This is a genomic window from Vibrio sp. 1159 (assembly GCF_033340395.1).
In the GTDB taxonomy this organism is placed as follows: domain Bacteria; phylum Pseudomonadota; class Gammaproteobacteria; order Enterobacterales; family Vibrionaceae; genus Vibrio; species Vibrio alginolyticus.
Genome location: NZ_JAWOWL010000042.1, coordinates 25869 through 46511, shown reverse-complemented (window position 1 = coordinate 46511; position 20643 = coordinate 25869). Strand labels below are relative to the sequence as shown.

Sequence of the window (20643 nt, the reverse complement as noted above, 5' to 3'; positions counted from 1 at the left end):
CTGAAACTCAGTATATTGTTTAAGAACTGAACAACATGGGGCTACCATGTCTTCTCATCGAATTAAGCAACAAAGCCGAATGGCGCAACAAAAAACAGACCTAGCGCGACTATCTTTTTCATCATATGCCCTTTTGAGTTTTATTCTTTTTTCTTAGCTAGGACAAAGGTGCTAGCGGTAATTTATTTATAATTATAGAGCCAACCGGATGAGATTTTATAATACGTTATGTTTCAAAAATAACTGTCGGTTTACGTCACGTCAAGGTTATTAAGTTGCTTCTTAATTAAAAGCTCAGAGTATTGGGATGATGGTAGAGTTTCGTAATGATTTCGCGGTATTTAATTGGTTTTTAGTGCAACTTTGTTTCATTTTTAATAAAGATACTGTGTCGGAAATGAGAATTTAATAAGGCGAGAAATGGACGTCGAATTTGTTCTTAAGTTACATTATTTTACATATTTAAATCATCGATATTCAGATATGTATTTGTTAGTACGTAAAGAAAATAAAGTCACCTAGTTTTGGTGACTTTATTTTTTATTTCATGAGCTTACTTAAATTAACTATGCAAACAAATATTTTGCATGGAAGTTGAGGTGCTCTTCAATAAAGCTTGAGATGAAGTAATAGCTATGGTCATAGCCTGGTTGCATTCTCAAGGTTAGGTTTGAATCGTGTATTTTTGCCGCAGCAATCAGCGCTTCCGGTCTAAGCTGCTCATTTAAGAAGCCATCAGCATCACCTTGATCAACCAAAATTGGTAATGGTGATTGTTGTTGTTTTAGAAGTTCACTTGCATCGTATTGCTTCCAGCTTTCAAGCTCCTTGCCTAAGTAAGCAGTAAAGGCTTTTTGTCCCCAAGGGCATTGCATTGGGTTACTGATTGGACTGAACGCTGAAATAGAACGGTACTGTTCTGAATTTTTCAGACCAATGGTGAGCGCTCCGTGGCCGCCCATACTGTGACCGGAAATTGACTTCACGTCAGAGACTGGGAAGTTACTTTCGATGATCGCAGGCAACTCCTCAGTCACATAGTCGTACATACAGTAATGCAGTGACCAAGGTGCTTGCGTCGCATTAAGGTAAAAGCCAGCTCCTTTTCCTAGGTCATAGCTTTCGTCGTCAGCGATACCTTCGCCTCTCGGACTTGTGTCTGGTGCAATGATCGCAATGCCAAGCTCGGCCGCCATACGAAATGCGCCCGCTTTCTGCATAAAGTTCTCATCGGTACACGTTAAACCAGAGAGCCAGTATAGCGCGGGTACGGGATTTGATTTCGTTGCGTTAGGTGGCAAGAATATCGCGAAGCGCATGGTGCAGTTTAGGGCATTGGATTCGTGTGTATATTGCTTGTGCCAACCGCCAAACACTTTGGCTTGGCTTACATTTTCAATGGTCATGAATAAACTCTCTAATTAGCAGAAGGAATTCAGGCTCCCCAAAAGGAGAGCCTGAGGCAGCATTATTGATCCATATGGATAACTGTTCGGATGCTCTTACCTTCATGCATCAGATCAAACGCTTTGTTGACGTCTGCTAATCCCATTGTGTGGGTAATGAACTCCTGTAAGCCGAATTCACCAGCCATGTAACGGTTTACGATTTCTGGAAGCTCAGAGCGACCTTTAACGCCACCGAAAGCGCTGCCACGCCATACACGACCAGTTACCAGTTGGAATGGACGAGTTGAGATCTCTTGACCTGCACCAGCAACACCAATGATGACTGACTCACCCCAACCTTTGTGACAGCACTCAAGTGCTTGGCGCATCACGTTTACGTTACCGATACATTCGAATGAGTAGTCAACACCACCGTCTGTCATTTCAACAATCACTTCTTGAATTGGCTTGTCGAATTTTTGTGGGTTGATTACGTCAGTTGCACCAAGTTGTTTCGCTAGGTCGAATTTGCTTTCGTTGATGTCTACACCGATGATGCGGCTGGCACCAGCCATGCGAGCACCGATGATTGCAGAAAGACCGATACCGCCGAGACCAAAGATTGCCACTGTGTCGCCTTTTTCAACTTTAGCTGTGTTTAATACCGCACCCATACCAGTGGTTACGCCACAACCTAGAAGACAAACTTCTTCAAGTGGTGCTTCTTTGTTTACTTTCGCTAGTGAGATTTCTGGAAGAACCGTGTACTCAGAGAAAGTAGAACAACCCATGTAGTGGAAGATAGTTTCGCCGTTGATAGAGAATCGGCTTGTGCCATCTGGCATTAGGCCTTTACCTTGCGTTTCACGAACGGCCTGACATAGGTTCGTTTTGCCAGATTTACAGAACTTACACTCACCACATTCAGCAGTGTAAAGTGGGATAACGTGGTCGCCAACTTCAACGCTTGTTACGCCTTCGCCAACCATTTCAACGATACCGCCACCTTCGTGACCAAGGATTGAAGGGAAGATACCTTCTGGATCGTCACCTGATAGTGTGAATGCGTCAGTGTGACAAACACCAGTTGCTACGATGCGTACTAGCACTTCGCCGGCTTTTGGAAGTTGTACATCAACTTCTTCCATTTTAAGCGGCTCACCTGCAGCCCAAGCGACCATTGCTTTTGATTTTATGTGAGTTTGACCAGGTTTGATTTCAAGCGACATTGGATGTTTCCTTTATATTTTCAGTATATGGAGTGACGTAATAAGCGTAGTTAAGGTTTGCTTACCGCGCTTCGTCGTTTTGTTGGTGCTCATTTTAGGTGTTTCAGTAAAAATGATAATCCGTCCATTTTGAAAATGATTTTTACATATGCGTAATAATGATAAGGTGAGCGTGTAAAAAGAGTGCGATGCCTCCTTAAAGCGGAAGGGAAATGGAAAAGGTGATTGACCTGAAGTTAGATAGAGGGGCTAAAGTAGAAAACTGTCAAACCATCAGCTAAGTAAGAGTGATTATGAATAAGACGGATCTGAGTGCCTATTTAACCAAGCTAGGCTTGCCTAGTGAATTGCCCGCCGATTTGGAGTCATTGCACAGAATTCACGTGGCGCAGCATCGTTGCCTGCCGTTTGAGAATTTTGACATCGCATTGCAGCGAGGCGTCTCTGTTGAGATTGAAGATATTATTCAAAAAACCGTGTACCACTCTCGCGGTGGTTACTGCTTTGAATTAAATGGTTTAATGCTTGATGTGCTCAACACTCTTGGGTTTGAAGCGCGAAGTTTGCTAGGGCGTGTACATGTGTCTGGTACACCAACAGGTCGTAGTCATCAAATCACGTTAGTGACGTTAGAGGAACAAACATGGATTGTCGATGTGGGTTTTGGCTCCAATACCCCTCGAGCGCCATTGCCATTTATCCTTGACCAAGTGATTCAGACGGATTTACAAACCTTCCGTTTTGTCAAAGATGCTCAGTTTGGTTATTTCCTCCAAGTGCTTTCAACCGATGGAACGGACACGTGGAACAATCTATACAGCTTTGACCTAGAGTTTGTGTTTGCTGGTGACATTGCATGTAGCAACTTCTTTACCTCGACTTCGCCTAATTCACGTTTTACTAGCGCAAGAGTCGCTGCTAGAGCGACAGAAAGTGGGTTGGTGACGCTGCTTAACTACACACTCAGATGCACCAATCATGAAGCGCTAACAGAAATAGAGCTAGAGCCAGGTCAAACCTACCTGGATGCGTTGAAAGAATATTTTGGCATTGAGCTTGATGCGCAATACGACGATCTTCGTCCGTTACCTGACGCGTAAAGTTTTCCAGTTTTCAAAGCGTAGCGCGACGAGAACAATGTAATCACTATTTGTCTAGAAGAGGTCGACAGGAATACAGCATGGCGAATTGGGAAGGAGTCAGCGAGTTTGTTGCCGTAGCGGAAACTAACAGCTTTACAGCTGCCGCGGCTAAACTGAAAACGTCAGTGGCACAAATCAGTCGCCGCGTATCGGCACTTGAAGAGCGTCTTGCGGTTAAGTTACTGCATCGCACGACGCGAAAAGTTTCTCTGTCTGAAGCTGGACAGCTTTATTATCAGCAGTGCAAACACTTGGTCGAAGGGCTAGAACTAGCTGAGCTTGCTGTAACGCAAATGCAAACCGAACCGCGAGGTTTGCTGCGTGTGACAGCGCCTGTGACCTATGGGGAAATGAACCTCGCACCGCTCTTGCATCAGTTTTTGGAGAAGTACCCGCGTGTGGATCTCGATTTAGTTCTGACCAATCAAAAACTGGATTTGATAGAGCAAGGGGTAGACGTGGCGATTCGTCTTGGCCGCCTGCAAGATTCCAGCATGATCGCAAAGCGTCTTTCGTCGCGTCAAAATTACGTGTGTGCTAGCCCTATGTATTTGGAGCGATTTGGCGAGCCTCACACATTATCCGAACTGGCTCGACATCAGTGCCTAGTTGGTTCGGTCGATTATTGGCATTTTAAGGAAAATAAACGCGATAAGTCTTTGCGCGTATCGGGGAGAATTAAATGCAATAGTGGTTTTGCGCTAATGGGCGCCGCCAAACGTGGTTTGGGTTTAGTGCAGTTGCCGGACTATTACGTTCAAGAAGCTCTAGATAACGGTGAGCTAGTCGAGGTGCTGACCGATTACCGAGACGACCGTGAAGGCATTTGGGCACTGTATCCACAAAGCCGAAATTTATCGCCCAAAGTGAGGTTGTTGATCGACTTTTTAGCGCAGGAACTAGCGGATTAGAGTTTTCATGAACTTTAATACAACTGAAGTTGCTAAAACGCCCGGTGATGCCGGGCGTTTTTATTAGGATGAGAGCTGGAATCGAAAAGACATGAATCACTATTGGTTGGATTCCGCGTCTTCACGTTTAATCACTTTGTGCCCATCTTCAGACACGCCTTGCTTCCAATAGCTGCTGATGTAGATATTCTCGCGATCGACTTCTTTTTCGTTGCGGAAATATTGGCGCAGCGCACGCATTGAATCGAACTCACACGCACACCATACCGAAGCGTTACCATCTAACCACTCGAGTTCGCGAACGCTATCAGCCAAGGTTTGCTGTTCGGTTAGCCAAATCAACTCCATATCGGCTGGCGTGTTTAGGGGTTGAATGTCGGCTGGAGACATCACGCTGATCACAGCGTAGCCTTTGGCCTCTTCTGGCAGCGTACGAATTTTCGCAGAAAGTGCTGGAAGTGCTGTCATATCGGCAGCCATGAAGAACCAATCCGCCTCAGTATTTAAGTTGGAGATGCTACCTGGCCCAACAATGCTGATCGTGTCGCCTTTTTGCGCGGCCATTGCCCAACGCGCTGCAAATCCGCATTGCAGATCTTGCGTTACGTGTCGGACGAAATCCACTTCGATTGAACTGGTTTCTGGATGAAAGCGTCGAATAGTGTAGGTGCGCATGATTGGTCGGTCGTCTTCTGACAGGATGCTCAGATCCGCGCCGCCCATATCGTTAAACAGTAATTTGATGTAACTGCCTTCGCAGTCACGAGGAAAGTGGCTCAGCGCCTCACCTTGCAAGGTAATGCGCTGCATGTTTGGAGTGATGGTTTCTGTGTCTGTGACAACAAGCGTTTTAGGTTGAGGCTTCTTTTTCATTGTTACTTTACTCGATAATTATTCTCTTTCTCATTTAAAGATTATCAAGTTCCCTAACAAGAGGGTAGCGTCTTTAAACAAATTTACACTGTGAATTAACGCCAAAGCCTCAAGAAAAATATTACCTCTATCCTTTCTCTAACCACGTAAAGTGAGTCGTTTTTTAACCATAAATGGACTTATATCATTGGAATCGTAGACAAAAGCAACAGCGCAGCCATACTGTAGTTGAACCCCTTAACGCGTTTATCGGTGGTCAACCAACGCTGCAATTGCATACCTGCCGCCGTCCAAAATGTCACCGATGGCAAGTTAGCTAAACAGAAGATACCGGCGATAAAAGTCAGTTCGAGCCAAGAACCGCCACTGGTGTATACCGTAATGGCCGTCAACGCCATCGACCAACCTTTTGGGTTCACCCATTGGAATGCAACAGCCCCTAAAAAAGACATCGGGCGAAAATCGTGTTTTGCTTCTGTTTTGTCGCTGGTGGCGATTTTGTACGTCAAGTACAGCAAATAACTCAAGCTCAATACTTTTAAAATCGAGTGGGTTAGCGGGTAGGCATGGAACAGGCTCATCAAGCCAATACCCACCAAAATTAGCATGGCACCAAAGCCGAAGGTAATGCCCAACATGTGTGGGATAGTGCGTTTAAAGCCGACATTTGCCCCTGAGGTCATCAACATAATGTTATTGGGACCCGGCGTAAAAGTGGAGACAAAAGCGAACAACGCCAAAGCGCCCAGTTGATGATATTCCATAGATTGTTCCTTGAATCAGTTCTCGATAAGTTGAGAACAACTATAAGTAGAACTGAGGTCAATATTGTGCTTTTATTTGATGATTAGAAACTAAATAAGCAATGAAACATCATCATGGATAGATTTGACGAAAGAATATTGCAAGTGCTCAAACGAGACGGAAGAATCTCCAATGTGGAGCTGTCGGAACGCGTTGGTTTATCTCCGTCTGCAACCTTACGCCGAGTGCAAGATTTAGAGCGTAAAGGCGTGATCAAAGGCTACCGAGCGGTACTGGATAATCAGCAACTTGGCGTGGGTTTTGTCGCTTATGTGTCGATTGGTTTGGCCTCGCACTCTAAGCAGGCGCAGTTGGGTTTCGAAGAGCATGTGCGTTTTGTAAACGAGGTGGTGGAATGTCACAACATCACTGGTGCGAACGAGTACTTGCTGCGTGTGGAAACGCAAGATCTCGCCGCTTATAAAGCGTTTCACGCTGATGTGTTGGGTGAGTGCGAACACGTCAAGTCGATCACAACGATGGTGGTGATGGACACACCAAAAGACGAGCGATAGCCAAACGAGGGTGACAGTTTTTGTGGCACATGAATTTGAAGTGACTCGAAAGAGTCAGTCGAGTATGAGAATGGTTCACAACAAATGCTGGAAAGCAGATGGCACTCTTACAATTTCCATATTTATTCTCACCTTCTAAATAATCCCATCCTGCTAGTTTTGCTTAAACCGCTTGTGTTTCAGAGCGGCGAGTCAGCAAAATTAAGGATGAACGATGAAATCACATGTAACACTTCCTCTTTTGAGCTTAAGCGCTGTTGCCGCATTGAGCTCATTTAACGTCAACGCCCACGGCTGGGTAGAGTTTCCAAGTGCTCGTCAAAATACGTGTTATTTAGACGGTGGCTTTTGGACCAACGAGATCCCTAACCAAGCGTGTAAAGCGGCTTTTGATGAATCTGGCGCGTATCCGTTTGTGCAACGCAGTGAAATTGCAGCAAACGTACCAAATTACCGAGATATGGAGCATGTTAAAGCCGTAGTCCGTGACGGCGAACTGTGTTCTGCCGGCGATGCCGCTAAGAAAGGTTTGAACATTCCTTCTCCAAACTGGCAGCGTACCAATGTTACGCCAGATGCAAACAACCAGATTGAATTGGTGTTTTACGGCAAGGCGCCGCACAACCCATCGTACTGGGAATTCTATCTCACCAAGCCGACTTATGATGATTCAAAACCGCTTACTTGGAGTGATTTAGAGCTGATCGACACCGCAGGTGACGTGTATGTTGATGCGGAAAAACGCTACCGTATTCAGGTGACTTTCCCTGCTGATCGTTCCGGCGATGCAGTGCTTTATACTCGTTGGCAGCGCATTGATGTGGCTGGTGAAGGTTTCTACAACTGTAGTGACATTACGTTAAACGGAACAGGTACGACGCCGCCGACTGACCCCGTTGATCCAACCGAACCGGGCAATAACCTGACATCTCTAGGCTACTTTGTTCAGCAAGGTTTCGGACCAGTAGAAGCGGGTGACACCATTCGTTTCCGTACGTTTAATGCGACAGGCAATGAAATTGTCGATATTTCACTGCCAATCAGCGCAAACAATACGACGACTTGGGCGGCAGAAATTGCTGATCAATTTAACGCGCAGCAAACGGGCGATTGGTATGTGGGTATTTGGCATCAAGAGATGAATCACTACATGTTCGACAGTAACAACGTGAATGCGAATCAAGTATTAGCGCCAAGTGCAGACTTCAGTTATGCGTTGTCACTGCTCAAAGCGGATGTCACGCCACCAGTTGAACCAACCAATTTGTGGGACAAGACAGCCGTTTACAACCAAGGTGATGTGGTGACGCACAACGGCAAAGAATGGACTGCCCAGTGGTGGACGTCTGGTGAGGAACCTGGCACAACGGGTCAATGGGGTGTATGGCGTTAAGCCATTTATTCTGGCTCTGAACAATAAAACCCTTCTCATGTGAGAAGGGTTTGTTTTTTCAGTCTAAAACGACCACTTTGGTCGAGTGGTTGTCTTGAAAATCAGAGCACATATCGTTATTCGCTTGCTCTCCACTCGTTCCAGTTGAGCATCGCGTAGTCTGCCAGTTTGAGCATCGGAATGTCTTCGTGCGTATCACCGTAGGCATAAACAGACGCAAATTCGTCGAGCGAAAACGTGGCCCTAACGCGCGAGACTTTTTTTTCTAAACTGCAATCACCTTGCTGGTAAAAGCCACTCAGTTTTGGCTGTTCTGAGATCAGTTCACTGCACAGCAAGTGGTAACCGTTCGCTTCACACCAAGGCTTGAGATACGCATTGAGTGATGCCGACACCACCACAATGGTATCGCCTCTGTGCTGATGCCACGCCAACCTTTCCATCGCTTCTGGCCGTAAGTACAGCGGGATCACTTCGTGGGCAAACTGAGCGCCAATCGCTTCAATTTTCTGCGTTTCTTTCCCTGAAAATGCAATAAAACTGCTGAGAGGACGCATAACACGAGCGGGTAACACTCCGAGTTTGTACAGCGCATAAAATGGCATGATAGCGACCTTTCCCACTCGTTTGCGCAGGCCATAAGCAGAATAGTGGAGGAAAAGGCTAAACATATCCTCTCGGGTGATGGTGCCATCAAAATCAAACAGTGCCAGTGACGGCTTAGTAGTATCGAGCAAACTCAGCGCCTATTTTTTGGTTTAAGATCGTTTTGTGTTTATTGATAAAACACCGCCAACCAGATGGTTTCTTGCGTTGGGTCAGTCCAGCTCACTTTGTGTTTGGTATGAGCTGGAATCGTAACGTGATCGCCTGCCTCAAGTCGTTGCACGACACCTGATTCAAAAGTCAGCTCACCTGCTCCTTTAAGAACCAAGACCCATTCATGTTCTTCTTGATCGTACCAGCCACTTTCGGGCGAGGTTTGCCCCGTTGAGAGAATGCGTTCTATACGCAGGTTTTTGTGGGTCAGCAGGTCTTCGAACACTTCCTCGTCGAGGTTATTCGGTAAGTCTTTAAACAGGTTCATGGCCTTTCCTTAGAGAATGATCAGTCCAAAAGGCGCAAGCAATTGCTCTTGTTGCCAATCACAAATTTTAACACCAAACAGAGAAACGCGGCGAACATCCAGCCCGTCTAGTTCGACATGAGTCAGATCACACTGCTCAACGTTAAAGGTTCCCCATTGTTCTGGCGAGAATTCGCAGCGAGATAAATCCGAGCCTTTGAGAGTTGCCCCTGCGAGGTTCGCACCGTTCCAACGGTTTTCAAAGAGGTCACATTTTTCTAGTAACACTCGCTCGAAGTTACAGTAGGTGAGGTTGCAGCCAGTAATAAAAGCAGAACAGAAAAACATGGTGTTACTGACGCGATTAGCAAAGTTCGCACCTTGGAAGTTTGCCCCTTTGAGATCGCACTTACGTAGCTCCAAGCCCATACAATTTGCGCCGTTAAACAGGCTCATCGCCAACATGCAGTTCGTAAAGCTAGCGTCTTTTAAGTTCGCGAAGCGAAAACTACACCCTTCTAGCGCTTTGGATTCGATAAAGCGACAGTCGATGAACTTAGCATCGCGCAGATCGGCATGGTCGAAACAGCACATATAAAAGTGGCAGTTTTTAAAGGTAGCATTCTGAAAATCGTGATGAGAAAAGTTTTCTCGTTCAAAAATGAGATCGGTTTTTAACATGTCTTCTCCTTAGTTGCGAGCAGACTAGCACTCCAAGTGACTGATTTTCCAGAAAAATAACTTCTTGTATTTCAGTGTTTTACAAACCCCTCAAATCGCGATTTTAAGGGGTCAAACGAGCTTTTTAAGTGGGTTGTTTTTTGAAAATAGAAGACGTAGAGGGCGAAAAAAGTTTTTGCTGGCTACGAGCCTTAACGAGAGGATTCGCATTTATGGGTATGCATGGCAACTCACACGCACAGTTTGCATTACAGAATTGTATCCTATTTGCATAATTTGTTGATCAATATGGCGTTTCTCCATACAAAAAACCTATATTTTTCACAAATTGATTTCCATCAAAATAGTAGGGTTTCTATGTGCTAGATTGCGCACAGCTCAAAAAGATATAGATACCCGTGTGCTTCAAGGCGCTGAGTTTACTTGAAATCTCAGATCAGTTAGCAGGCACCACTTTGGGTACGACATAACGAAGCCCTACGAAAGGAAATAAAAATGAAAAAAACAATCTGCAGTCTAGCAGTGGTTGCTGCACTCGTGTCACCAAGTGTTTTCGCTCATAAACAAGGTGACTTCGTTCTTCGTGTTGGTGCGGCGTCTGTCGTTCCAAATGACAGCAGTGATAAGATTCTTGGTTCTCAAGAAGAGTTAGAAGTTGACTCAAATACGCAGCTTGGTTTGACGTTTGGCTACATGTTTACAGACAACATCAGTTTAGAGCTTCTAGCAGCAACACCATTCAGCCACGATATTTCAACAGACTTGTTAGGTCTTGGTGATATCGCGGACACCAAACACCTTCCACCAACGCTTATGGTGCAGTACTACTTTGGCGAGCCACAAAGTAAGTTCCGTCCATACGTGGGTGCAGGTCTCAACTACACCATGTTCTTTGATGAGGGCTTCAATAGCACGGGTAAAGGCGCTGGTCTTTCAGATCTTAAGTTGGATGATTCATTCGGTCTAGCAGCGAATATTGGTGTGGATTACATGATCAACGATCAATGGTTCCTCAACGCCGCTGCGTGGTACGCAAACATTGAGACAGAAGCAACTTATAAAGCAGGTGGAGTGAAGCAAAAAACCGACGTCAAAATTAACCCTTGGGTATTTATGATCAGCGGCGGTTACAAGTTCTAAGAAAAACCAGTAGTTACACGCACATTACTATTATTGGCATGACTTTGGGGGCGGTTACGGGGACTGCCCCTCTTTTTTATCCTCGTTTTGATTGCACATCATTTACTCCACTTAGCAACATGCAAAATTGGATCTTTACCTTGCAGATCATTTTATTGTCGGAAGATCGAAAAGTCCTACACTGATCACATAATTGAACAAGTGGACAATATAAATGAGCGACGACATCGCAAAGCATTCTTCCTCCAGATCTAAGCTGGTAAAAACTCTTTTCTTTACTCTCTGTGTTATCGCATTTGGTGCGATGTATTGGTCTTGGCAGTATTCAGACAGTCACCCAAGCACGGAAGATGCCTACGTTAGGGCAAAAATTTTGTCGGTAGCGCCTCAGGTAAAAGGCCAAGTGGTTTCTGTGGATGTTAAAGATTTCCAATCTGTTAATAAAGGTGACCTACTGCTGAAGATAGATTCACGCCCATATTTGTTGGCCGTGAAGCAAGCAAAAGCGGCATACCAATTGGCGGTCCAGCAACATGACGTTGCCGATAAGCAGGTAACTGAAGCTGTTGCGGGCTTAGATGCGGCGCGATCTAACCTGACAGAAGCGCAAGTAGAGTACAAACGTACGGATTCCCTAGTGAAACGCAAACTGGCGTCGGACCAAGATTTAGATACGGCAAAAAACAAACTCGCCAATGCCCAAGCGAGCCTGGAGCAAGCGCGCGCAACGGTAGAAAAAGCCATTGCGAACCGTGGTGAAGAAGGCGTAGAGGCTGCGGTCGTTCAACAAGCGGCAGCACAGTTAGCGCAAGCGGAGCTGAACTTGAGCTACACCGACATTACGTCACCAGTGGATGGCATTGCCGGTGAAATCAATACGCACGTAGGCTCGGTCGTTAGCGTGGGTCAAACGTTGTTCCCTGTGATTTTAAAAGACAGCTATTGGGTACGCGCGAACTTTAAAGAAACCGATCTTACTCATATTAAACCTGGCATGCATGCGGATGTGGTGATTGATATGTACCCAGACGTGGTGTGGAAAGCAACGGTAGAACAACTATCGCCTGCGAGTGGTACATCGTTCTCCTTGATGCCACCAGAAAACGCAACGGGTAACTGGGTTAAAATCAAACAGCGTTTCCCTGTACGTTTGGCATTAGAAGTACCGGCCGATGCGCCGCAACTTCGCGTGGGTGCGAGCTCAGAAGTCACCATTGATTTGCAAAGTAGCGTGCAATGAGCCATCAAATTACGGCAGACAAACGGGGGATTGCCACCGTCGCCGTGATGCTTTCTGCCATCATGGTGTTAATCGATATGACCGTTGCGAACGTGTCGCTATCGCACATGATGGGCGCGTTGGGCGCAACGGCAGACCAAATTACGTGGGTGTTGACGGGTTACAGCATGGCGGAAGCGATCTTCATTCCGATGACCAGTTTCTGGGTGTCGCGTTTTGGTGAACGCAAAGTCATGTTGGTTGCTGTGATCGGTTTTGTGATTGCCAGTGCGCTTTGTGGGCAAGCACAGTCTCTTGAAGAGATGGTGCTATTTCGCATTATCCAAGGCGCTTTCGGCGCGTCGGTGATTCCATTGGCGCAGTCGACGTTAGTGCAGATTTATCCGTATGAGCAAAAAGGCAAAGCGATGGCGATTTTCTCCATCGGCATTTTGCTTGGTCCTATTTTGGGCCCAGTTGTGGGTGGTGTGATCACCGACAACATTAACTGGCGCTGGATTTTTTACATCAACTTGCCATTCGGTTTGATCTGTACCTCTTTGATTTATCGCTATATCCACATCGACAACAAATCCAAACCTAACTTTGACTGGTGGATCATCGGTTACATGGCGTTAGGTGTGGGCGCGTTGCAGTTTGTGTTGGATAAAGGGAATGAAGAAGACTGGCTCGACTCACGCATGATTCAGACGGCGATATTGCTCGCAGTCATGGGATTGGTGATGTGGATCTATCGCAGTTGGAAAACCAAAAGTCCAATAGCGCCATTGTGGCTGCTGAAAGACCGAAACCTTATGGTCTCGTCATTGATGATTGCCGTGGTGTCGATGGCGATGTTTGGCCTGACGACTCAACAACCAATGCTGTTGGAAAGCTTGCTGGATTATCCGGTCTCAACCACTGGTTTATTAATGGCACCGCGTGGGTTGGCGTCAGCGGCGATGTTGATTTTGGTGATTAAGCTCAATCCGCAATTCGATCCCAGAATCAAAATAGTCTTTGGCTTGAGCTGCATCGGGATTGGTAGCTATTTGATGACGCAGTACTCACTGCAGATCGATACATTTTGGATTGTGATGCCGAGTATGATTCAGGGGATGGGGCTTGGTTTAACCTTCTCGACGCTATCCACCTTGGCGTATTTAACGATTCCGAAAGAGCAATCTGTTGCGGCGGCGAGTATTTACAATCTGTTCCGTACCATTGGTAGCTCGTTTGGTATTTCTATCGCCACCACGTTCCAATATCGTGATAGTCAGCAGCAATGGCATGCGCTGGGAGAGGGTATTAATCCTTATAATCCTAACTTGCATGACTGGGCGGCCAATCAGGGGCTTTCTATTACCGACCCGGTTGCGTTAGACCAATACCAACAGATGTTGCAGCAGCAATCGCAAATGGTCGCGTTTGTGCACACCTTCCAGCTTGTGGGAGTGATGTTCGTGATCATGATGCCGATGCTGGTTTTCATTCGGTCGCGTGAATAACATGAAGTTCCGGTGAATAGTGTAAGAGAACGCCTCTCAAGTTGTGTCAGCTTGAGAGGCGTTTTTTATTGGACAGTGCCAGTGAAAGAAGGACGTTTACTCTAATGTCACTTCGTCAAAATGCGGATTGGTTTTGAGCGCGCGCATTGCGACTAATTGTTCAGTCGGGAAGGCGGTGTGCTCACCATCCATATCTAAAAACAAGCACTCTTGTCGCTGCATGTCGTAGCCTGTGTCGAACGCGTTGCCCTGATGAGTTTCACCATTTTTTAGTGTGATCTCGATAGGGAGCTTAAACATACAGGCGATTTCAATAAAATCGTATTGGCTGCAAGTCACCATAGCTTTCTCCTTTCAAACCGACGCAGTATTCAGAAGGTTTGAGAACCGCTTCCTTAATATAGAAAACGTTTGATTGAAACTGAATCTTCATCTTACACCTCATTTTGGTCACGAAATAGACATACACGCACGTTTTAATAAACCTACTGTTGAGCGTTCGCAAGCGAGACAAAGCTACGATATGTCTGAAACGATACTTAAGCGCACATACCTAACGAGTGAACAAAAGACACAAAAGCCAAGTTCACTGATTTCCCCTCAAACCTACCATGCGCAGTTGGCGCACCGTGTTCACCACTCGCCTCAATTTGAAAACGGCCGCGTTAAAAACGAGATGCCAAATATCCCTAGCCCGCAATCATTCTGGCAGGTGTGTTGGAGCTATCTTGGTGGTAGAACGCCATTGAGTCCTAACGAACATCTGCCACATTTCCCAATTCAACCTACGCAGTTTGCGCAGAGAAGTGAATCGATGCGCGTTACTTGGCTGGGCCATTCCACCATGCTGGTGGAGGTCGATGGCATTCGAATTCTGACTGATCCGGTATTTGATTACGCTTCTCCGTTCATCGCAAAAGCGTGGTTTGAACGCAATATTCCCAATACCCATGCCAGAGATTGTTTGCCGATTCCTGAAATTATCGTGATTTCGCACGATCATTACGACCATTTAGAAGCATCGACCATACGTTTCTACGCCGATAAACCCGTGACTTTTTATGTACCCTTAGGGGTTGGCAAGCATCTGATAAAGTGGGGCGTTTGCGCAGACAACATCGTGGAATTCGATTGGTGGGATAGCGTGCACTATGCCGGAATCGAACTGATTTGTACGCCTGCTAACCATAATTCGGGTCGTACTTATTTCGATAAAAACTCGACCCTGTGGGCTTCTTGGGTCATCAAAGGCAAAGAAGAGACGCTCTATTTTAGTGGCGATTCAGCTTACGATTCGCACTTTTCCGAGATCGCACTGCGATGTGGACCAATCGACATTGCCTGTTTGGAAGTGGCTGCTGATGTGAAAGGCCAAGGTTATCCGGTCGAAAACTGGGGGCACATGCAGGCTCATCATACCGTGCAAGCGTTTCGCGATTTAAATGCGAAAAAACTGTTGCCCGTGCATTGGGCTACATACGAGCTATTTACTCACCGCTGGGACGAACCGATTTTAGATTTGCTTACCCATTGTCAAAAAGAACATATAACGCTGCTGACGCCAATGCCGGGGGAGAGTTTTTACGTTCATCAAGAACATATAAATAAACAATGGTGGCGAGAAAAAGAAATAGGTGAGCCAGATATAATTTTGACTTAATAATATGTTCTTACTTCAATAATTATTTTAGAAGTTAACCTTGTTATTTTCAGAATATAACAAGGTTTTTTACTCGCTTACTCATCAATCACTTGAGGTTTTAACTCGACGACATTTCCTTCCGGATCATGTATATAGAGTGATCTACCGAACCCTTGTGCGCCATACCGCTTCGCAAACTCTTCGGTTTCAATGCCGCGCGCACGCAGATATTCCAGTAATTCATCCTCGGAAAAAGGCGCCAATTGCAGGCAAAAATGGTCAATATTACGACCATTTTGAACTGGTGGCTTACCGCCGAGTTGACCCAATTCGCTGTCTACCGTCACTACATCAATCAATGCGTTACCTGCCCTAAGTTGAGTTAAACCAAGTTCCGTTACTTCGCGTTCGACAGGGCAGCCCAAAATGTCTCGATAGAAATGCAACATAGCATCGAGGTTACAGGTCCTTAAAACAACATGATCAAGCGCTTTGATGGCGATTGGATTTTTGGTGGGCATGCTTCACTCCTTTTTGCATTGTGTTGAGGTAAGTATAAAGTGACCTTAAAAGTGGTGAGAGAAATGATCAAATTCCAGATGTTTTTTTGCTAGAGCGAGTGCAGAAACACTGCAACTCAAAGCAAACAAAAAAAGGCTAGCGTATTGCTAGCCTTTTGGAATATGGATGGGGCTATTACTCGTAATCAGAAGCGTAAGTTTCTTCGTAAGTGTGTGAGTAAAGCTCGAATAGGTTGCCGAATGGGTCTTCTAGGTAAACCATTTTCGCAGGCTTATTATCGTCTTCTGGGTGGTAACGCATGATGTCCATGCGAACTTTGCCACCTAGTGCTTCGGTGCGTTTGATAGCACCTTCAAAATCGTCTGTCTGCAAACAGAAATGGAAGATACCGATGCGAGAAAAATCCACTTCATGGCGCTCTTGACGCTCTTTCATTTCGAATAACTCAAGGCCGATGCCATCACTTGTCACAAGGTGCGCAATGTTGAAGCCTTTAAAGCCTTCCCCAAAGACCGCAATACACATTCTGCCAATTGCCGTTTCGCGTTCTTCAATTACTTTCGTGTTGCCCATAACGACTTTTAGACCTAGCGCTTGCGTGTAAAACTCAACCGCTTTGTCCATATCTCCGACCATAATACCGACATGATTCATTTTCATTTGTTTGCTCCCAACATGTGTGTTTGAACGTTGTCTTGTTTCGATGTGGGACAGTATATGGCGTGATATTAATTACATGAAATTATCATAAATTATAAAAATAATAATTTTATTTAATGATGTGGGTGTTGGGATTGAGTTAGTGAGCTAAGGCCTCAACAGCTTGCCTCACCGAGGTGAAATGAATCTTGATAATGCACCGTTGCGCGAGGCTGAATTCATGCGATTGGATTAATGACGTAACCTCTTCTACGGACAGCGTTCGTTCTTTTGGGTGTAAAAGAGTGGTGTTCGAACCATTGTTTTTCAATTCGAACGTGTTGCCATTTGAGTCAATAACGTAATCATCTTGCCCAAAAATGAGGGCTTCGCATTCAGAGTCTAAGTCGGACTGGGAATGCGTGTAGATCAGCTCATCGTCGCCGTCTAGTTTTAGCAAGCATGGCCAGCATACTGCGTGGTCTCTCATGGTTAACTCATTATTCATTGTTATTTAGAAACTTGACCCAGGTTGTTGCAAAAACGCTAACTCTTCGGGAGTGCTCTTTCTTCCCAGTATCGCATTGCGATGAGGATAGCGCCCAAACTGGTCGATGATGGCTTTGTGTTTTAGCTCAAAATCGTAGTTATTTTCAAGCCCTGATGCGCGGAACAATTTTTCAGCTTCGACATGAATGAGGCGAGATTCGCTGTGCATAAACGGCATGTACAAAAAACTTAGCTGCTCAGGCGCTAATTCTTTGTCGTGACCTAACCGAATTGCCTCTTGAGCCAATGCTAATGCGAGTGGGTCTTGTGCAAACGCTTTTGGGGTGTTGCGATACACATTACGTGAAAACTGGTCGAGGACGATGATTTCGGCCAATCGCCCTTGTGCGCTGTCACGCCAATTAAACAGTTCACAACGAGCGGCTTGTTCTAATATCGAGGCAAATCGCGATGTAATACGCTTGTCCAGTTCTGGGTTGTTTTCAAACCAATTTTGGGGCGATAGCTCCTCGAACCAAAATTTGATGACTTCTTGGTACATGGATCTTCCTTCCTATTGCATTAGCTAAAGAATAAAAAGCCAGAAGGCGAGCTCCTGGCTTTCTGTGTTTTATCGACCGTAAGTCTCTACGATGTAACGTTCAAAATCGTCACACATTTGTTCGTCAGAGATGGTGTTGCTTGCCAGCTCTTTACTGCCGTCGACGACTTTAATCGCGGCGTTCAGTGAAGCGACTGATGCTCGCTCTCGCGTCGCAAGTGAGTCGATTTTCTTCTGCTGCACTTCCCATGCCTGTTCTGGTGACAGGTTACACACGTCTGCAAGGTATTTGGCATTGAAGCCTTCGCCAGTCAGGCTGACAATGGTTTCGTTGTGCGACAAGTGATTGCCTGCGTGCCAGTAGTGTTTTGCCAGCAGTGGGCCAATTTCTGGGTTATCCGTCAGGTAACCAAACTTCTCAAGGAAGTATGCACGGGTCTGATACACCGCCATGTGCGCGAGTAGATAACCTTGATACGCACAAGCTGCTTCGTCGGATAGCAAATGTGGAATCGCCATCAGTGGGCGAGGGCTGCATTCCAAACCAAGGATCTGTTTTTCACAATCGCGAGCTAGCTTAGTGATGCGCTCTGGCGTTAACTCGTCATCGCTCAGTTGATACAACGCGCGCTCAAAATATGGCACAACCAAGATGCTACGTTCTTCATAAGCTTTGAATGGCTGACGGCTGTTGATCATTGCTTGAATAATCTCATCAGGAACAGAATTCCCTTCATCATCCAGTGCGTACTGTTTTAGCCAATCGGCATCGGTTAACAGGCTATCACAGAACATCGACTGAGTTTCTGCATAAGCCATTGACGTCGGCGAAAACTCCTGCGAGAAACAAGGCGCGTTCATTTTTACGTTCGCAAAGTGTGCTGCGTGGCCGCCTTCGTGGAACAGCGTGTTAATGCCATCGTAGCCACTGCCCACTTGGTCTGGTTTGGCATTACTGGTGAAGTTCACCTGTGCTGCGACCCATTCGCCTTGATTATAGAAAGAAGGGATAGGGCCGTGGCAGAACCCGTTCGGGTACTTACCTTTGCGATCTAGTAAATCCAGCGTTAGCGTCGCGCCAGAGTAATCAATATTTAGGCGACCAAATGATTCTACCCAGCGTCTCAGAGATTTTGAGAACGGCACGTATGGGTCAAGGTCACGCATAACGTTACCCGCGAATGAGTAAACAAAGTTGTAGCCTGCTAGTGCGCTTGCGCCTTTCTCTTTCGCCAAGTTTTCTAAGCTGTTTAGGTGCGCATCTCGCGTGCGTTGTTCGAAATCTTCCAAAATCTCGAATAGCTGCTCAGTGCTCATCTTTTCCGTTTTTTGCACGGAGTAATCAAAGAAAGTCGCATAACCCAGTGAGCGAGCGAACTGGTTGCGCAGTTTGATCAGTTCAATAAAGCCGTTTTGCAGTAGCCATTGTTCAAGGTTCAGCAACGCTTGATGAGCCGATTGGCGAACTTCTTCATGATTGCTGGTGCGAATGGTTGAGCTTAATACTGGAAGTGAACCTTCTACTTGCTCGCCGTTCTCATCGGTAAATGTTTGTACGTGGTTCTGTTTTTTCTCGAAGAGCTCAGCTTCAAAGGCAATGAGCTGATTTTTCAACGCTTGTGCTTTTTCGCCCTCGATAGCGTGAGATTCAAACATCGCCAGCCAACCAGATAGACCCGTAATGGTTTGTTGTTTCTCTTGTGGGTCGGTAATTGAGTCCGCGGCTTCAAGCTGTTGTTTGATGGCGGTAATTTGCTCGGCGTTGCTTAAAAAGCTTGTCCATGCCGTTTGTGCTTGCGTCGAGCCATCATGGTCATCGCTGATCCCCATGTAAGTTTCCCAAAAGAAATCTTCTTTGGTGCGGTGAATCGCAAGGTAACGTTGATTGAGGTCGTTGAGATAATCCGTTGCGGTCATTTTGATCCTTCAAATGGTTTCGTTATGTAGACAGTTGATTATTGCACGCTTGGTCGCGAGAAAGGAACGCTAATCTCATATGTCGATTTTGCATCGCGTAAAGGTGATTTTACTATTTGTTTACATTTGGGTGAGTTAATAGGAGTTATGAGCTTGCAGTGTTAAGACTGGTATGGAGTTTACAGTTTATTAAGTAATTAATCTGCGGTGCGCTATCGATGATCCTTATCAGGTGTAATAAGATTTCCATATCGTGGCGATACAGTTGGAAACGATATGATAAATAAGACAAAAGTTACGTTATTGGCGGTAGGTACGATTTTAGTTGGATGTTCCACAGTCGCGCCACCAAGAAATGATGCGGTTGAAAGCATTCAACAAAAGTGTTCTGTGATTTTAAGCAATGATGTTGCGGGCGATCAGCGCTGGCAGACGTACAACGGCTTGCTTGTAGAATATGCCGTGCATGGCGTTAAGAGTCAGGTACAACTGGAACGTTTTGAAGCGTTTATGCAGAGCGTGCAAGATGATGAGTCTGGACAGTTAGTTACTGAGTTGATTGAGGTCACCGACTGGGGATGCTCAAACGGCAATTATCTTGAAGAGATGAGCTTGTTTATTCAAGAAGTTCAGAAGTAAAAAACCGAGCGTTAAGTCGCTCGGCTTTTCTGTTTGTGGAACGCTTTTGTACGCTGGTTAGTCAGGACGTTTACTCCTCTGGATACTCGCCCATACCTTGCGTTTTACCTTCAGCTTTCCAATGCTCTCCAGGAGCAAATGCTTCATCGCATAAATCTACGGTGTAGCCCATTTCTGTGATTTCCTTCAAAGTGAGGTTATCAGCAATATTTGCAACTTCCCCCGATTTATTCCGTAACCCCATGTTGATCTCTCCTCTGTAGGTAGACGAGTGGCATCAATGCACAGTGAAGAATGCATTGGTAACCTTTGTTCTAAGTATATAACCCTCTGCTAAAAATGAAGGTTTAATCCACTTTTTAAA

General features: G+C 45.7%; 23 protein-coding genes. 9 read left to right on the top strand and 14 right to left on the bottom strand.

What is annotated here, in order from left to right:
• Window positions 1–566: 566 nt before the first annotated feature.
• Both fghA and R7127_RS22955 read right to left on the bottom strand, forming a co-directional pair.
• A complete protein-coding gene (fghA, locus tag R7127_RS22960; protein WP_005374382.1) occupies window positions 567–1406 on the bottom strand; it encodes an S-formylglutathione hydrolase in 840 nt (279 codons plus the stop codon).
• 62 nt (window positions 1407–1468) lie between these two features.
• Window positions 1469–2617, bottom strand: a complete 1149-nt coding sequence (locus R7127_RS22955; RefSeq protein WP_017633834.1) for an S-(hydroxymethyl)glutathione dehydrogenase/class III alcohol dehydrogenase — start codon at window positions 2615–2617, stop codon at window positions 1469–1471.
• 293 nt (window positions 2618–2910) lie between these two features.
• On the opposite strand from R7127_RS22955, the gene R7127_RS22950 reads away from it, so the two are divergent.
• On the top strand, window positions 2911–3717 hold the full coding sequence (locus R7127_RS22950) for an arylamine N-acetyltransferase family protein (protein WP_054576499.1): 807 nt from the start codon (window positions 2911–2913) through the stop codon (window positions 3715–3717).
• Window positions 3718–3797: 80 nt separating this feature from the next.
• Window positions 3798–4670 (top strand): LysR family transcriptional regulator, encoded by an 873-nt coding sequence (locus tag R7127_RS22945; RefSeq protein ID WP_017633836.1) that lies wholly within the window; start codon window positions 3798–3800, stop codon window positions 4668–4670.
• Window positions 4671–4769: 99 nt separating this feature from the next.
• On the opposite strand, the gene R7127_RS22940 is transcribed toward R7127_RS22945, so the two are convergent.
• Together R7127_RS22940 and R7127_RS22935 are read right to left on the bottom strand one after the other, a co-directional pair.
• Window positions 4770–5543, bottom strand: coding sequence for a siderophore-interacting protein (locus R7127_RS22940; protein ID WP_033907208.1), 774 nt, complete (start codon window positions 5541–5543; stop codon window positions 4770–4772).
• A gap of 179 nt (window positions 5544–5722) precedes the next feature.
• Window positions 5723–6307, bottom strand: a complete 585-nt coding sequence (locus R7127_RS22935) for a LysE family translocator (protein ID WP_005482872.1) — start codon at window positions 6305–6307, stop codon at window positions 5723–5725.
• Window positions 6308–6421: 114 nt separating this feature from the next.
• Here R7127_RS22935 and R7127_RS22930 point away from each other — a divergent pair, with 114 nt between their 5' ends.
• Together R7127_RS22930 and R7127_RS22925 are read left to right on the top strand one after the other, a co-directional pair.
• The gene (locus tag R7127_RS22930) at window positions 6422–6862 is read left to right on the top strand and encodes an Lrp/AsnC family transcriptional regulator (protein ID WP_005482841.1); all 441 of its coding nucleotides are present in this window, start codon (window positions 6422–6424) and stop codon (window positions 6860–6862) included.
• 214 nt (window positions 6863–7076) lie between these two features.
• Window positions 7077–8255 carry a lytic polysaccharide monooxygenase gene (locus R7127_RS22925; RefSeq protein ID WP_054576498.1) on the top strand — a complete coding sequence of 393 codons (1179 nt, stop codon included), beginning with the start codon at window positions 7077–7079 and terminating at the stop codon, window positions 8253–8255.
• A gap of 116 nt (window positions 8256–8371) precedes the next feature.
• On the opposite strand, the gene R7127_RS22920 is transcribed toward R7127_RS22925, so the two are convergent.
• From R7127_RS22920 to R7127_RS22910, 3 genes are read right to left on the bottom strand one after another with little or no spacing between them, the layout of a single operon-like run.
• The gene (locus R7127_RS22920) at window positions 8372–8992 is read right to left on the bottom strand and encodes an HAD-IB family hydrolase (RefSeq protein WP_031778857.1); all 621 of its coding nucleotides are present in this window, start codon (window positions 8990–8992) and stop codon (window positions 8372–8374) included.
• Between the two features lie 38 nt (window positions 8993–9030).
• Window positions 9031–9342, bottom strand: coding sequence for a cupin domain-containing protein (locus tag R7127_RS22915; protein ID WP_005374359.1), 312 nt, complete (start codon window positions 9340–9342; stop codon window positions 9031–9033).
• Between the two features lie 9 nt (window positions 9343–9351).
• Window positions 9352–10002: a Qnr family pentapeptide repeat protein gene (locus tag R7127_RS22910; RefSeq protein ID WP_005374358.1), complete on the bottom strand. Its 651-nt coding sequence runs from the start codon at window positions 10000–10002 to the stop codon at window positions 9352–9354.
• Window positions 10003–10497: 495 nt separating this feature from the next.
• Between R7127_RS22910 and ompW the strand changes: the two genes are divergently transcribed.
• From ompW to R7127_RS22895, 3 genes are all read left to right on the top strand, one after another.
• The gene (gene ompW, locus R7127_RS22905) at window positions 10498–11142 is read left to right on the top strand and encodes an outer membrane protein OmpW (protein WP_054576497.1); all 645 of its coding nucleotides are present in this window, start codon (window positions 10498–10500) and stop codon (window positions 11140–11142) included.
• Between the two features lie 214 nt (window positions 11143–11356).
• A complete protein-coding gene (locus tag R7127_RS22900; RefSeq protein ID WP_054576496.1) occupies window positions 11357–12382 on the top strand; it encodes an HlyD family secretion protein in 1026 nt (341 codons plus the stop codon).
• The gene (locus R7127_RS22895; protein ID WP_054576495.1) at window positions 12379–13869 is read left to right on the top strand and encodes an MDR family MFS transporter; all 1491 of its coding nucleotides are present in this window, start codon (window positions 12379–12381) and stop codon (window positions 13867–13869) included. Before R7127_RS22900 ends, R7127_RS22895 begins: the two co-directional genes overlap by 4 nt.
• A 96-nt stretch (window positions 13870–13965) precedes the next feature.
• Here the strand turns inward: R7127_RS22895 and R7127_RS22890 are convergent, their stop codons facing one another.
• Window positions 13966–14211: a Rho-binding antiterminator gene (locus R7127_RS22890; protein ID WP_054576494.1), complete on the bottom strand. Its 246-nt coding sequence runs from the start codon at window positions 14209–14211 to the stop codon at window positions 13966–13968.
• Window positions 14212–14392: 181 nt separating this feature from the next.
• On the opposite strand from R7127_RS22890, the gene R7127_RS22885 reads away from it, so the two are divergent.
• On the top strand, window positions 14393–15529 hold the full coding sequence (locus R7127_RS22885) for an MBL fold metallo-hydrolase (protein ID WP_054576493.1): 1137 nt from the start codon (window positions 14393–14395) through the stop codon (window positions 15527–15529).
• Between the two features lie 77 nt (window positions 15530–15606).
• On the opposite strand, the gene R7127_RS22880 is transcribed toward R7127_RS22885, so the two are convergent.
• From R7127_RS22880 to R7127_RS22860, 5 genes are all read right to left on the bottom strand, one after another.
• Window positions 15607–16032, bottom strand: a complete 426-nt coding sequence (locus tag R7127_RS22880) for a VOC family protein (RefSeq protein ID WP_017634369.1) — start codon at window positions 16030–16032, stop codon at window positions 15607–15609.
• Window positions 16033–16207: 175 nt separating this feature from the next.
• Window positions 16208–16693, bottom strand: a complete 486-nt coding sequence (locus R7127_RS22875; RefSeq protein WP_005374344.1) for a VOC family protein — start codon at window positions 16691–16693, stop codon at window positions 16208–16210.
• A gap of 139 nt (window positions 16694–16832) precedes the next feature.
• Entirely contained in the window at window positions 16833–17162 is a 330-nt protein-coding gene (locus R7127_RS22870) for a DUF4144 domain-containing protein (protein WP_033907198.1), read from the bottom strand.
• Between the two features lie 24 nt (window positions 17163–17186).
• Window positions 17187–17723, bottom strand: a complete 537-nt coding sequence (locus R7127_RS22865) for a DUF924 family protein (protein ID WP_054576492.1) — start codon at window positions 17721–17723, stop codon at window positions 17187–17189.
• Between the two features lie 69 nt (window positions 17724–17792).
• Window positions 17793–19640 (bottom strand): M3 family metallopeptidase, encoded by a 1848-nt coding sequence (locus tag R7127_RS22860; protein ID WP_054576491.1) that lies wholly within the window; start codon window positions 19638–19640, stop codon window positions 17793–17795.
• A gap of 276 nt (window positions 19641–19916) precedes the next feature.
• Here R7127_RS22860 and R7127_RS22855 point away from each other — a divergent pair, with 276 nt between their 5' ends.
• A complete protein-coding gene (locus R7127_RS22855; protein ID WP_005374335.1) occupies window positions 19917–20279 on the top strand; it encodes a hypothetical protein in 363 nt (120 codons plus the stop codon).
• Window positions 20280–20349: 70 nt separating this feature from the next.
• Here R7127_RS22855 and R7127_RS22850 read toward each other — a convergent pair whose 3' ends face one another.
• The gene (locus R7127_RS22850) at window positions 20350–20523 is read right to left on the bottom strand and encodes a hypothetical protein (RefSeq protein WP_318141931.1); all 174 of its coding nucleotides are present in this window, start codon (window positions 20521–20523) and stop codon (window positions 20350–20352) included.
• Window positions 20524–20643: the final 120 nt, after the last annotated feature.